Source organism: Priestia sp. TRN 1309, from assembly GCF_050846875.1.
GTDB lineage: Bacteria > Bacillota > Bacilli > Bacillales > Bacillaceae_H > Priestia > Priestia zanthoxyli.
The window spans coordinates 682,636-695,403 of the sequence record NZ_JBOZGM010000001.1; the positions used below are offsets into that span (position 1 = coordinate 682,636).

Sequence of the window (12,768 nt, forward strand, 5' to 3'; positions counted from 1 at the left end):
GATAAGTTTAGCTCAATATAAAAACCTTCTGCCGCATCACAATTCAGAAATGTTGGTAACCTCAAAGCTGCCCCGTAGGCTTTTAGCAGATACATAATTAGGATAAAGCCTGTCTTAGAACAGAGACTTGCTATTTCTAAATTGATATGTTACACTAAGTTTAATTATTTTTGTTCGGTATGAAATTGAAAGAAGAGAAATATTCTTCAAAAGAAATTTTTATCTGGAAATAGTACGATTGAGCAAGGGTAGTAATATATGCGTGGAGTAATTCCACCACTGGAGGAAATAGTATGACTGAAGGTACAGTAAAATGGTTTAATGCAGAAAAAGGTTTCGGTTTCATCGAAATTGAAGGCGGAGAAGATGTATTCGTACATTTCAGCGCAATTCAAGGCGACGGATTCAAATCTTTAGACGAAGGTCAAAAAGTGACTTTCGACATCGAGCAAGGTCAACGCGGTGCACAAGCTGCTAACGTTGTAAAAGCATAATTTTATGCAATCCAAAAAAGACTCCGACTTTGGACGGGGTCTTTTTTTATTGTAGCAAACACGCAGGTAACGGAGGAATACGTATGAGTAAAGCAAAAGGTAAAGGCGGCACGGGGCGAGGCACCGGCAAAAAAGGATGGAACCGCTGGCAGGCGAGTGCAAAAAAGAAGAAAAATGCAAAGCCTTATAAAAGTAAGGGAACAAAAAATGCTGATAAGCCGGAAGGCAACTAATCCTATATGCGCAGTATCATCTGCAACTTCGACTTACTCTGCTTGAGTAAGTTTATTTCATATTGGAAGTATTTTTTTATTGCTTTTTTGACAGTTTGCTGTCACTATATGAAATAATAAAGTGATTTGTGTGAATTTTCTATAAAAATTGATTTTTTTTGCAAACACTTTCATATTTCGACAACCTTTTTGATTTTTATCGGTTATACTTCTTTATAATAGATTATAGAAAGATGCAGGGGAGCATAAAGTGAGAGAGGAAAGCGACAGTTTACTCTGTACGCTTTTTACGTTTCTGGACCGTATTGCAGTAGCGTCGTAACAAGTAGATCATGCATCAGTTTAGAACACATCAAAACTCAACTAAGTGTAACGGGGGGATATGAGTGAGCGTAGGCATCGTAATTGAAAAAGTTCAAAATTATGCTATGTTAGAAGATCATGTTTTGGTTGAAATGGTTCACAGCGGAGACGAAAAATCATTGGAGTATTTAATCAATAAGTATCAAAATCTTGTAAGGGGAAAAGCAAGAAAATACTTTTTGATTGGTGCTGAAAAAGAAGACATCGTCCAAGAAGGAATGATTGGACTGTACAAAGCAATTCGCGACTTTAACGAAGACAAGCTAACATCTTTTAAAGGGTTTGCGGAGTTATGTATCACAAGACAAATTATTACGGCGATTAAAACGGCTACTCGTCAAAAGCACGGTCCGTTAAATTCGTACATTTCATTGGACAAGCCTCTGTATGATGAAGAATCAAACTATACGCTGATGGATATGATTCCTGGCGATCAAATTGCTAATCCGGAAGCGGTGCTGATTCATCAAGAAAAAGTGGAAGACCGCGAGTTAAAAATTGCGGAAACACTTAGTGAATTGGAAAGAAAAGCATTGACGCTGTATATGGACGGCCATTCATACGCTGAAATTTCGAAAGAATTAAACACGCACGTCAAGTCAATTGACAACGCGCTGCAGCGTATCAAAAGAAAGTTAGGTCGAGACGTAGAAAGCAGACAAGCTATTTCATAATAGGTAAAGAGGACCTTATTGGATAATAAGGTTCTTTTTTTATTGAATAGGTGTCTATTCTGCACTGAAATATTTAACAAATTTAGGTTTTTACCATAATTTCCTTTATGTGTTAAACTAATAGCACGTTAATTTCGAAGGAGGATTTTATGTTTTTCTTTCTAGACAAGCATCATGACAAGCTAACGTGGATGATTGTAGGAATCGGACTTATTCTTTTTTTCGTAAGGCGAGATATGCTTACATTTGTATTGACCCTCTACATATGCTTACAGGGAATTCAACATCGCAGGCTTATTAAAAAGAAAATAAAAGCTACCTCTTGGGGTAAGCGTATTTTATACGTACTGTGTTTTTTACTATTAATTGTTGTATTGGCTTATTCTACGACTCATATGCTTGCTTGGGCACATACGCATCATGTGTTCATTGTTTTTCAATTCATTATGATTTACCTGCTGATTCTTTTAGGTAGGTTTTTACTGTCTCACGTCATTCCAAAAGTGATGAATAAGCTACATGAATAGAAAAGGGCCGGACCTCAAAGGGGTTTCGGCTCTTTTTCACGATGTTTTAAAATGTCTTGAATAATTTCAATATGAACAGAAGCCCACGATTGTTCACGGAAATGAAGAAACACGCTTGGAATGAGAATAAAAACATACAGCACGACAAAAATAATCCAAAGCCAGCTGCCGTCTTTAAATAAAAATTGCTGCAGCCGCTGCGAAAATAAAAAAAAGAGCCAGGGCAAGGCAGAAACAAGGATAGGGATGACGCCGGAGCCGTTTTTTTCTTTGGTCATTCGGTAATACACTTTTCGTAAAATAGCGCTGTCGAGCGTAAGGTAAAGCTGCCGAATTTCTTCCATTTCCGCTAATTCATCAATATCTTCTGCGTTTTGGTTTTGATGAGCCGCTTTTTTCAGTTTAAGGTAGACTTTATGAGCATCGCCGCGCAGTGAAAACATATACCAGCCTCCCGCATATTGTTTCGTCTTCTTTAACAGAGTTTGCAGGTGCATGTAAATCTATACAAAAAGTTTCGTGATACGAAATAATAAGAAAACAGAAGTGTAAGCGTAAATCATTAGTAGAAAATGAGAGAAAACAGCTGATTTTTACTCTTTTTGGCCGCCTTTACACATCAACTAGCAGCACATATACTAATAAAAGAGCAATTAGTTACCTAGGTAAATAAAATGAAAAGGTGAGGTGGGAAAAGTGAATAACTTGGTGTTTCATGAACTTCATCAAAAGTCGAGATTGTCTATTAAAGAAGTAAATGAAGTGTTAAAGGCGTACGGGCTTTACAGCTCACAGTATTCAATTTTATTTTGTTTAAAGCGATTCGGTTCGATGACGCAAACAGAGATTTGGCAGTATTTAAATGTCGAAGCGCCAACGGTTACCCGCACGTTAACAAGACTTGAAAAAAGCGGATGGATTGTGCGAAAAGCAGGCAGTGATAAACGAGAGCGCATCGTTTATTTATCTCCTCAAGCGAAGAAAAAGCTTCCAGAAATTCAGCAAGAAATTGAACGTTTGGAAGAAAATTTGCTGATTGCTTTATCCGACAGCGAACAGGATCAGCTTATTTCGTTATTAAAGAAAATTTGTAAATCTACAGAAAAGGGTGAAATGAATGACGAACCAGCAGGAGCCAATCTGGACTAAAAGCTTTATCAGCATTGCGATTACCAACTTTTTTATTTTTGTCGTGTTTTATGCATTGCTGACGCTGCTGCCGATTTATGTATTAGACGCCTTGGACGGCACGAGTACGCAGGCAGGGCTTGTTGTTACCATCTTTTTATTATCTGCGATTATTGTTAGACCGTTTTCAGGGAAAGTCATTGAAAACATTGGAAAGAAAAAAACGCTTGTATTTAGTACCCTCATTTTTGCGCTTTCTTCCTTCTTATATATGTTTATCCACCATTTTAACATGCTTTTATTACTGCGCTTCTTTCAAGGAATTTCATTCAGCTTAGCGACAACCGTCACCGGAGCGATTGCAGCGGATTTAGTTCCCGCTAAACGACGAGGAGAAGGGCTTGGCTACTTCGGAATGTCAATGAACTTAGCTGTAGTTGCAGGGCCGTTTTTAGCATTAACGCTTCATCAATACATGGCATACAACATTATTTTCCTTGTATTTGGCGTGATTATGCTCGTTGGCTGGCTGTGTGGAATGATGGTCAAAAATCTTCAAGAAAACGCTGCTTCGCCAGTGAAGAAATCATTTTCACTGAGCGACTTGTTTGAAAAGAAATCCATGCCGATTTCATCTGTAGGTATTCTCGTTTCTTTTTCGTATGCAAGTATTATTTCGTTTATTTCTGTGTACGCACAGTCGCTTGGATTAATTAAAACAGCAAGCTTTTTCTTTGTCGTATTCGCAGCTGCGATGCTGATTTCACGACCGTTTACAGGAAGATTATTTGATAAATCTGGCCCAAACATTGTGATTATTCCATCGTGTATTGTCTTTGCGATTGGTCTACTTAGCTTAAGCTTTACACATTCTTCTTGGATGCTGCTGTTTTCAGGTGCGTTAGTAGGACTAGGGTATGGAACGCTGCTTCCTAGCTTCCAAACGCTTGCGATTCAAGCGGCGCCTGCTCACCGAAGCGCATATGCAACTGCTACATTCTTTACGTTTTATGATAGCGGGATTGCAGTTGGTTCGTTTGTATTAGGAATTGCAGCAGGCGCTTTAGGCTATTCGAAACTGTACTTTGCGCTAGGAATTTTTGTTCTGTTAATTACGCTTTACTATAAGTGGATTGCAAATTTACGTCAAAAACAAAAAGTAGCAAATATCCAGGTGGGCATGAAATAAAAAAGCTCGGCGTAATATGCGCCGAGTTTTTTTATGGATTTTTTACAGGACTTTGGAAGGGAAGCATATTTAAGTCAAAAGGTACTAGCCAATTCCCATCCATCTGCACCATACTTTAACAGGGGAACCATTTAAATATAAAACTTCTTGGATGAAATAAAAAACAAAGGAGAACAAACATGAAAGTAATGAAACCTCTTATGGTCACAGCGTTAGGGCTTAGTCTTGCCACTTTTTATGAAGGCGCTTTTCCTACAGAAAAAGCTGTGCAAGTACAGGCTGCTACAGATGAAAACGTGATTGCTGGTAAAGCAAAAACGTATGAAGGAGCCGATTATACATCTGGAGGAGAGACGCTAAGCGAAGGGTTTGACAGCTCTGGCTTCGTTCAATATGTGTTTAAGCAAGCGCTGGATACAACGCTGCCTCGTTCCGTGAAAGAACAGTCAGAGCTTGGGACAGACGTTGATAAAAACGAGCTGCAAGCGGGTGATGTATTGTTTTTTGACACTAATGAAAACGGTGAAGTGAACGTAGCCGCTATTTATATCGGAGACGATGAGATGATTTATGCATCTTCTTCAGACGGAAAAGTCGTGGTGAAAAACATTTCAAGCAGTGATTATTGGTCATCACATTTCGCCAAAGCAAAGCGCATTACAGGAGCACCGGAAATTGCAAAAGATAATGAAGTCATTGCAGAAGCATTAAAACATCTCGGCACGCCATATGTATTTGGAGGCGAGTCGCCAACAGATGGTTTTGACTGTTCCGCATTTGTTGCCTATGTATTTCAACATGCATCGGACGTCTACCTTCCGCGATCAACCGATCAGCAGTGGCAAGTTGGAGAAGAAGTTGCACGGGCAGATTTAAAGCCAGGAGACGTTATCTTTTTTAAAGACACGTATCGTGAAGGGATTTCACACGTAGGCATTTACGCAGGCGGCAATCAGTTTATTCACGCCAAGCGCAGCGAAAATGTGACGGTTGATTACCTAACAAGCAGCTACTGGACGTCTAAGTACGCCGGAGCAAGGCGCTACGATGGCTTATCGCTGTCAAAAGACAATCCATTTGTGACGGAATCTCTTAAATATGTAGGAGAAGTACCTTACGCACAAGGTGGGACAAGTCCTTCTACAGGCTTTGATACAGCTGGTTTTGTTCAATACATTTATAAAGAAGCAGCTGGAAAAGACATTCCGCGCTATGCAAGTCAGCAGTGGGAAGCAGGAGAAACCATTTCACAATCTGACTTGAAGCCGGGAGATCTCGTCTTTTTTGAAGGAAGTTCACTTATTCCATCTATCTATATTGGAAATGACTATGTCGTTCACGTATCCACATCTGAGGGCGTGAAAATTACAAACTATAAAGTAGACAGCTACTGGGCGCCTAAATACTACGGAGCAAAGCGCATGCCATAAAGGTAAAAAACTAAGACAGTCTGGGGCTGTCTTGGTTTTTTAATAGGTAGCCAATTGTTTTTGTATATCTTTGATTCGCTCTAGCGTTATCCCTTCCCGCTGCTCGATGGCTAAAGGATGATCGGTTGGTTCTAATTCAATGAGAGGTCTCGTTCCAACAGGTCTTGTATGCACATTTGTTTTTAAATTTAACGTTTCAGGATAGCCTGGAATTGAAACTGAAAACCAGCCGAAATAAGGCGGTTCATGTTCTCTTTCGTCACTTTCCCATAAATTTATCATTCGATGAAAATTTTCTTCGCTTAAAGAAACCCAAATGTTCCAAATGAAAGGGTCTTCTTCATTAAGAACGGGAATTTCAACGCAGCCTCTGACGAAAAAATGTTCTTGATTCATGATGCAAATCTCTGAATATAGTTCAAAGTCGTTTTGTTTTTCATCTTCTGACGCCTCATAATAGTAAAAAGGAGCTTCACTTGTATAACTCATAGGCAAAGCGGGCGGAGGGTGTTCACAGGTTAAGTCTTTATAGTGAAGTTTGTTCGTTTTCTTTTTGCCGTATAATCGTCTTCTTCGCATATCATTTTAGACTCCTCAGATAAAAGTATCTTCATTATAATACAAATAATACAAAAAAATGGCTGCTTAAGCGTATAATGTATAAAAAAGTTTGATTCCCCGTATCTTTTGAACTTCCTTTAATCGTTTAGTAAATAGAGAGTGCAAAAGGAGTGAAAACCATGTCACATTCAAAAAAAATTGAAAAACAAACAGAAAGCTTTGATGAGGCTTGCTGGAACGAGCATTACCCAAAACTGCAGCAGTACTGCCGCTTTTTAGCACAAAATGTGTGGGACGGAGATGATATCGCGCAAGAAACGTTTTTAAAAGCTCAGCGATATAAAGGCGAAGAGCACAATTTGTCTTCTGCGCTGTTAAATAAAATTGCGTACCACCACTGGATTGACCTGCTGCGAAAACGAAAGCGTGAAGGAATAGTCGAAGAAAAAGCTTTGGAACAACAAGCCGATAAGCATGCGTTTGATAGTAAGGGACACTCGGTCGAACTGCTGCTTAGTCAATTTACGCCGAAGCAAGCGGTTATCTTTTTCTTAAAAGAAGGCTTTCGCTATCAGCTGAAAGAGATCGCTTCGATTTTACAAACGTCAGAAACAGCGGTAAAAAGCAATTTACATCGTGCTAAGCAGCGGTTAGAAAAAGACAGTGAGCCGTTTTCTACAGATTCTTTTTGGAATGAACAAGAACGCAAAAAGCTGTCAGAGCTGTTTTACAAAACGTTAGAATCGCAGGATCCAGCTCTTTTGATTCAAGCTTTACCTTCCTTAAAAAGCATCATCCAAAAACCGACGTATACTCCGACATGCACTCTCTGCATGGCTGCATAGCCATATTACGTGTGATAGGGAGGATATATATGAGTACCATTCCATATGTAATTGAACAAAGTAACCGCGGTGAACGTTCGTATGATATTTATTCAAGGCTGTTAAAAGACCGAATTATTTTAATTGGTGATGAAATCAATGATCATATTGCTAACAGCGTGGTCGCGCAGCTCTTATTTCTTGCGGCAGATGATCCTAAAAAAGATATTTCACTGTATATTAACAGCCCCGGAGGTTCGACTTCAGCAGGGTTTGCGATTTATGATACGATGCAGTACATCGAGCCGGACGTTCAAACGATTTGCACGGGCATGGCCGCTTCTTTTGGCGCACTGCTTCTCCTAGCAGGAGCAAAAGGAAAGCGCTATGCGCTTCCAAATAGTGAAGTTATGATTCATCAGCCTCTAGGAGGAGCTAGAGGGCAGGCGACTGAAATTGAAATTAGCGCCCGGCGGATTTTAAAATTGAAGCAGCATATTAATGAAATCATATCAACACGAACGGGGCAGCCGGTTGAAAAAGTGGCAAACGATACGGAACGAGATTATTTCATGAGCGCTGAAGAAGCAATGACTTACGGAATTATTGATGGTATTCTGTTGCCGAAATAAAGAGGTGATAAGGAAGCATAGACGGCAGCGTCTATGCTTGCTTGTCTATAGAAATAAGAAAAAAGACCTTAGTATTATCTTTATTTTTCTTTAAAAGGTAGGTATTATATAAAATATAACAGATTTTAGAAAGAAGGTTTTACACATGCAAGAAGTGATTGGAGTAGAGCAGCGGTCTCTGTTTCAAAAAGTATTAGTCACATTTATTTTTTCGTTATTTATTTCAACAGTTGGCTTATATGTAGGTCAATATGTGCCGCCGGCTTATTTCCTTCCATTAGCGATTGCTGAACTTGTGATGCTGGTTGCCGCATTTATGTTACGAAAGAAAAAAAGCGTAGGATATGGCTTTACATATGCTTTTTCATTTATATCAGGCATCACGCTGTTTCCGATTGTCAGCTACTATGCATCAGTAGCGGGAGCGCAAGTCGTTCTTTATGCGTTTGGAAGCACGTTCGTTATTTTTACGGTGATGGGTGTAATTGGCGCAAAAACGAAAAAAGATCTAGGGTTTTTAGGCAGCTTTTTATTAGTGGCGCTGTTAGCATTAGTGTGCATCAGTATTTTCTCGCTGTTTAGTCCCTTAACAACGCCTGGACTCATGGCATTCTCAGTGATTGGTACCATCGTTTTCTCACTTTACGTACTATATGATTTTAACAAAATGAAGCATGGTGAAATTACAGAAGAGCTTGTTCCACTGCTGGCACTATCTCTTTATTTAGACTTTATTAATCTATTCATCAACTTGCTTCGCTTTTTTGGTATTTTAGGCAGCGATGATTAATAAGAAATAGGCTGGGACAAAAGTGTTCTAACTGAAGGGCGATCCGAACGGTGAAGATTCTTGATGGAGAATCAACTTCGTTCGGATTTTTTATTGGTAGGATGAGCGTAGGTGTCATCCATTTAGATGCTTCTAGCTGTTGATTGGAGGGCAAGGCGGAGACTCCTGCGGGAGAAGTGGAATAGGTGAGACCCCGCCCGCAGGAGCGGAAGCGACGAGGAGGCTCAGCGGCCGCCCGCGGAAAGCGAAGCCTTGCACGGAAATCAACAGCGGTATAATAAGCAGTCCACCTCATGTATCCAATCTGTTGATCTTTAGATGGGATTGATGTAGTTATATCACAATCTCTTTTTTTGTTTTAGTTATTCTCCGCCATCCCCATCTCCATCCTCGCTAACGTCATCCTCTGTTTTTTCATAGTTTGGTCCGGTAGCGTAAAGTTCTTTCAAAAACTTTTCAAGCCACGTGGAGCCTGTAGCGACCGCGCCGTTTTTAGCATGAATAAATTCACTGATTGTATATATTTCAACGACTTGCTTTCGGTATTTACGAAATAAAAATGCGCTGGCAACAACGCCAATACTGATGATTACATACGTATTCATGGAATCCTCCTTATAAAAGGGTTAGTGTTACGTATGACGCATAGTAAAAGAATATGCATAAGACGTTGTAACCAAACAGATTGATGTAAATCATAATTGTGACGATTTTTCATGGTTTCTCTTATGGATATTTTTGGTATTATATATTTGTGATGAAAAATAAGATGAGGAGAAGAGCGAGTCTTAAGAGGAGGGGAAGTATGAATAAAGTAGTTCTTACATCGTTATTCTTTTTCTTACTAGTTGGTTGCAACCAAGAAAAGGTCAATGTATCTACACCTAATGATGAACAAGTTCCAGTGTCAGGAAGCATTGTGGTTAATGACAAAGAGTATGAAATGCGAGTAGGAGAATATGAATGGAACGGTGACGATGGTGCGCACATAACCAAAACGGATTCTTACTCACCAAAAGAGGTTGCTAAAGAATTTGATGACCTCACGCTAGAGAAAGATACCAAAGTTACAATTCTACTAAAAAACAATCCAAAACTTACAATTTACCAACTAAACAAAAATAATCAAAAAGAAAAAATTAAAATAACGGATAATCATATTGAAGTGTCTTCAAAGAGCGGTTACTATCTTTACGAAGTATCGGGTAAATGGCCTCATGGAAAGGCAACTTATTTATTTGATGTGAATGTGAAATAGCGAACTGATCGGATATTTGGGAGTTATAGTGAACTGCTATACATGCATGAATTTAAAAGAAGTTCGTTTAGTGGTGCGAGCCTTTGAAAAAATGGTAGTATAGAGCAGGTACATAGAGAACGCAAATTTTTTGGAAGGATGCATGCTAGTGGTGAATTTTAACGAGTTTTTTACCATTTCTTCGTATGAAGTAATGGAGCATTCGAGTCGAAAAGAAAACGGAAAGAATATAGATGAATATGAAGTGATGTTGTATAACGAAAACGTTAGTCAAACAGAAAATGTGATGATTAAATTTAAAAAGGTGAGCGATGAAATAGCAGTGGAAAAAGTACAAACTCTCTCTTACTTTAATCAACAGCGTCCTAAACACCCCTGTAAGATTTGCGGCAGTGAAGTGATGGTAAAAGAGAACAGCACTGAAGAACTGGATGTTTACGCGCATAATTGTTCATTTAACGATGAAGAAATAGAGGATTGTTTAAGAGAACTAGTACAAAATGAACTTTTGCAGGATGGGTTTACTCAAGAAGAATTTGAACGGAACTATGGAGTTAACTACCGTGATGACAGTAATAAAGAATATGGCTTTTACGACGCGCAGCAACGAAATACTTTTTATACCATCTTTAATGATAGTGTTTATCACACCTCATACGCAGGACCACAAGAGCTCCGCTGCAAGTTTTGCGGGATGGACGAAGAGCTGCTTGTTGTAGACGGAGCCTTTTATCAAAAGTGCGCAGTGCTAACTCCACATACCAATCGAATTATTCATATGATTGAAGCAAGAAAACAAAACGAACCAGACGTAACAAAACGTTGATGAGAGAAAAGGGCCGGAGCTTGAGAAGAACATAAAAAAGAAGCTTCCTTTTGAGCGAAAGGAAGCTTATCAAATTTGTACCTATAGGGTTGAGTGGTGCATAATTAAATAGCTATCGGAATGACCGATGAATCATTAAAGTAAGCAACTTCTGAAAGAATACTGCAGCCTTTCAGCTTTTTGAGCTGAGAAAGCGCTTCTTCTTTACTATCAAACTCATACATTTTTATTTCATCTTTTCTGACATAACATGTAATCACATACATTTTAGAAGTACCTCCACCTATCATGTAAAATTTATTAATAAAAAGCTATAGCAGCTTTTATTCCCTATTAAAATAGCGTAAGTGCGCCTGTGACAATAGCAAGGACAATGAGAACAAGAGACGTTAAAACGGCCCATTTAAATGCAAAGCGCTGATGTTCACCAAGATCAACACCTACCATACCTACAAGTAAGAAAGTAGAGGCAACGAGTGGACTTAATAGATGAACAGGTTGTCCGAGTACTGAAGCTCGCGCAATTTCCATTGGATCAATTCCGTAAGAAGCAGCAGTTTCAGCGAAGATTGGTAAAACACCAAAGTAATAGGCGTCGTTACTCATCACAAATGTAAACGGCATGCTTGTTAAAGCAACGATTGTTGGTAAAAACGAACCGAGTGAATCAGGAACTAAATGAATTAACAGGCTTGCCATTTCGTCCACCATTTTAGTGCCGGAGAGTATTCCTGTAAAAATACCGGCTGCAAAGACAAGGGCTGCAACGGTTAACGCGTTGCCTGCATGAGCCATTAAACGTTCTTTTTGATCCTCAAGTTTTGGATAGTTAATCATAAGAGCAAGCGCAAAACCAATCATAAATAAAACAGAAACGGACCAAATACCAGAAACTAATACGACCATAAGTGCAATGGTTAAAGCTAAGTTAATCCAGATTTTTTTAGGCTGCGTAATATCTTCTTGAGAAGTTAAAGACGCGTCTTCAGCAAAAGCAAGCGAGCTTTTTAATTCAAACTGCTCGATGTCAATAGCACCAAGTCGTCTGCGCTCTTTTTTTCCAAGAATATAGCCTGTAAAAATCACCCACAAAGCTCCGCCAATTAACGTTGGAAGAAGTGGAATAAAGAACTCTGATGCATCGAGGTGAAGGGCGACAATCGCACGAGTAGCCGGGCCTCCCCAAGGTGTCATGCTGCTCATAATACTAAGAGAAAGCATCGCAACCGTCGTTAACACTAACGGGCTCATATTCAGACGTTTATACAGTGGAAGAAGAGCAGAAACCGTAATCATATAAGTAGTTGTACCGTCTCCGTCTAGTGCAACTAAAAGCGATAGAAGAGCGGTTCCAATCACGATTTTGAGCGGATCGCCTTTTACGATTTTTAACAGCTGCTTAATTAATGGATCAAACAGGCCGGCATCAATCATAACGCCGAAGTATAAAATGGCAAACAGCAGCATCGCAGCTGACGGAGCTACTTGTTTTAACCCTTCTAGCATCATGTCTCCGACGCCTTTGCCAAATCCTCCAATCACGGCAAAAAGAAGTGGAATGACCATTAAAGCTACGATAGGAGACATCCTTTTTGACATAATGAGATACGTAAAGACAATAATCATTGTAAAACCTAGTAGTGCTAGCATTCAAACAACCTCCTTTATTTTCCCTCTTTTCTTTGAAAGCGTTTACTTTTAGAGTAAAAAAACGTGACTAACATCTCTCATCCCCATGTATGAGTTGTAGTTTGATTATTAAGAATTTTTAAATCCGCTCTTTACCCCCGCTGATGTTTCTTGTTTTCATGTTAGTACATTTTGAAAAATAAAGGAAAT

At 39.2% G+C, this 12,768-nt stretch carries 18 protein-coding genes; 13 read left to right on the forward strand and 5 right to left on the reverse strand.

Translation table 11 applies throughout. From position 1 onward, the window contains the following. The first annotated feature begins 293 nt into the window (after positions 1 to 293). From ACRPLQ_RS03520 to ACRPLQ_RS03535, 4 genes are all read left to right on the forward strand, one after another. Complete coding sequence (locus tag ACRPLQ_RS03520; RefSeq protein WP_013058502.1) at positions 294 to 494, forward strand: cold-shock protein; 201 nt, start codon at positions 294 to 296, stop codon at positions 492 to 494. A gap of 77 nt (positions 495 to 571) precedes the next feature. Beyond that, positions 572 to 727, forward strand: a complete 156-nt coding sequence (locus tag ACRPLQ_RS03525) for a DUF3934 family protein (RefSeq protein WP_162837669.1) — start codon at positions 572 to 574, stop codon at positions 725 to 727. A gap of 386 nt (positions 728 to 1,113) precedes the next feature. Continuing rightward, positions 1,114 to 1,764, forward strand: a complete 651-nt coding sequence (sigH, locus tag ACRPLQ_RS03530; RefSeq protein ID WP_013058500.1) for an RNA polymerase sporulation sigma factor SigH — start codon at positions 1,114 to 1,116, stop codon at positions 1,762 to 1,764. A gap of 149 nt (positions 1,765 to 1,913) precedes the next feature. Continuing rightward, complete coding sequence (locus ACRPLQ_RS03535) at positions 1,914 to 2,291, forward strand: hypothetical protein (protein WP_033579980.1); 378 nt, start codon at positions 1,914 to 1,916, stop codon at positions 2,289 to 2,291. A gap of 14 nt (positions 2,292 to 2,305) precedes the next feature. Here ACRPLQ_RS03535 and ACRPLQ_RS03540 read toward each other — a convergent pair whose 3' ends face one another. Continuing rightward, on the reverse strand, positions 2,306 to 2,734 hold the full coding sequence (locus ACRPLQ_RS03540) for a hypothetical protein (protein ID WP_432235671.1): 429 nt from the start codon (positions 2,732 to 2,734) through the stop codon (positions 2,306 to 2,308). 253 nt (positions 2,735 to 2,987) lie between these two features. On the opposite strand from ACRPLQ_RS03540, the gene ACRPLQ_RS03545 reads away from it, so the two are divergent. The 3 genes from ACRPLQ_RS03545 (at position 2,988) to ACRPLQ_RS03555 (ending at position 6,038) form a co-directional block, all read left to right on the forward strand. Then, positions 2,988 to 3,440, forward strand: a complete 453-nt coding sequence (locus ACRPLQ_RS03545; protein ID WP_013058498.1) for a MarR family winged helix-turn-helix transcriptional regulator — start codon at positions 2,988 to 2,990, stop codon at positions 3,438 to 3,440. Next, the gene (locus ACRPLQ_RS03550; RefSeq protein ID WP_432235672.1) at positions 3,409 to 4,608 is read left to right on the forward strand and encodes an MFS transporter; all 1,200 of its coding nucleotides are present in this window, start codon (positions 3,409 to 3,411) and stop codon (positions 4,606 to 4,608) included. Before ACRPLQ_RS03545 ends, ACRPLQ_RS03550 begins: the two co-directional genes overlap by 32 nt. Before the next feature lie 179 nt (positions 4,609 to 4,787). Then, entirely contained in the window at positions 4,788 to 6,038 is a 1,251-nt protein-coding gene (locus tag ACRPLQ_RS03555; protein ID WP_432235673.1) for a C40 family peptidase, read from the forward strand. 39 nt (positions 6,039 to 6,077) lie between these two features. Here ACRPLQ_RS03555 and ACRPLQ_RS03560 read toward each other — a convergent pair whose 3' ends face one another. Continuing rightward, positions 6,078 to 6,617 carry a DUF2199 domain-containing protein gene (locus ACRPLQ_RS03560; RefSeq protein ID WP_034271303.1) on the reverse strand — a complete coding sequence of 180 codons (540 nt, stop codon included), beginning with the start codon at positions 6,615 to 6,617 and terminating at the stop codon, positions 6,078 to 6,080. 161 nt (positions 6,618 to 6,778) lie between these two features. Here ACRPLQ_RS03560 and ACRPLQ_RS03565 point away from each other — a divergent pair, with 161 nt between their 5' ends. The 4 genes from ACRPLQ_RS03565 (at position 6,779) to ACRPLQ_RS03580 (ending at position 9,173) form a co-directional block, all read left to right on the forward strand. Further along, positions 6,779 to 7,444: a sigma-70 family RNA polymerase sigma factor gene (locus tag ACRPLQ_RS03565; RefSeq protein ID WP_033579985.1), complete on the forward strand. Its 666-nt coding sequence runs from the start codon at positions 6,779 to 6,781 to the stop codon at positions 7,442 to 7,444. A gap of 29 nt (positions 7,445 to 7,473) precedes the next feature. Further along, positions 7,474 to 8,055 carry an ATP-dependent Clp endopeptidase proteolytic subunit ClpP gene (gene clpP / locus ACRPLQ_RS03570; protein WP_034271305.1) on the forward strand — a complete coding sequence of 194 codons (582 nt, stop codon included), beginning with the start codon at positions 7,474 to 7,476 and terminating at the stop codon, positions 8,053 to 8,055. 145 nt (positions 8,056 to 8,200) lie between these two features. Next, positions 8,201 to 8,845: a Bax inhibitor-1/YccA family protein gene (locus ACRPLQ_RS03575; protein ID WP_028409806.1), complete on the forward strand. Its 645-nt coding sequence runs from the start codon at positions 8,201 to 8,203 to the stop codon at positions 8,843 to 8,845. Between the two features lie 139 nt (positions 8,846 to 8,984). Continuing rightward, on the forward strand, positions 8,985 to 9,173 hold the full coding sequence (locus ACRPLQ_RS03580; protein ID WP_432235845.1) for a hypothetical protein: 189 nt from the start codon (positions 8,985 to 8,987) through the stop codon (positions 9,171 to 9,173). Positions 9,174 to 9,207: 34 nt separating this feature from the next. Here the strand turns inward: ACRPLQ_RS03580 and ACRPLQ_RS03585 are convergent, their stop codons facing one another. After that, positions 9,208 to 9,450 carry a hypothetical protein gene (locus ACRPLQ_RS03585; protein ID WP_432235674.1) on the reverse strand — a complete coding sequence of 81 codons (243 nt, stop codon included), beginning with the start codon at positions 9,448 to 9,450 and terminating at the stop codon, positions 9,208 to 9,210. A gap of 200 nt (positions 9,451 to 9,650) precedes the next feature. Here ACRPLQ_RS03585 and ACRPLQ_RS03590 point away from each other — a divergent pair, with 200 nt between their 5' ends. Together ACRPLQ_RS03590 and ACRPLQ_RS03595 are read left to right on the forward strand one after the other, a co-directional pair. Next, positions 9,651 to 10,103 carry a hypothetical protein gene (locus tag ACRPLQ_RS03590; protein ID WP_028414939.1) on the forward strand — a complete coding sequence of 151 codons (453 nt, stop codon included), beginning with the start codon at positions 9,651 to 9,653 and terminating at the stop codon, positions 10,101 to 10,103. Positions 10,104 to 10,251: 148 nt separating this feature from the next. Next, on the forward strand, positions 10,252 to 10,929 hold the full coding sequence (locus ACRPLQ_RS03595; RefSeq protein ID WP_432235675.1) for a hypothetical protein: 678 nt from the start codon (positions 10,252 to 10,254) through the stop codon (positions 10,927 to 10,929). A 104-nt stretch (positions 10,930 to 11,033) separates the two neighbouring features. On the opposite strand, the gene ACRPLQ_RS03600 is transcribed toward ACRPLQ_RS03595, so the two are convergent. Then, a complete protein-coding gene (locus tag ACRPLQ_RS03600) occupies positions 11,034 to 11,195 on the reverse strand; it encodes a hypothetical protein (protein ID WP_165636182.1) in 162 nt (53 codons plus the stop codon). 67 nt (positions 11,196 to 11,262) lie between these two features. Continuing rightward, the gene (locus ACRPLQ_RS03605; protein ID WP_034267599.1) at positions 11,263 to 12,579 is read right to left on the reverse strand and encodes a CitMHS family transporter; all 1,317 of its coding nucleotides are present in this window, start codon (positions 12,577 to 12,579) and stop codon (positions 11,263 to 11,265) included. Positions 12,580 to 12,768 lie beyond the last annotated feature (189 nt).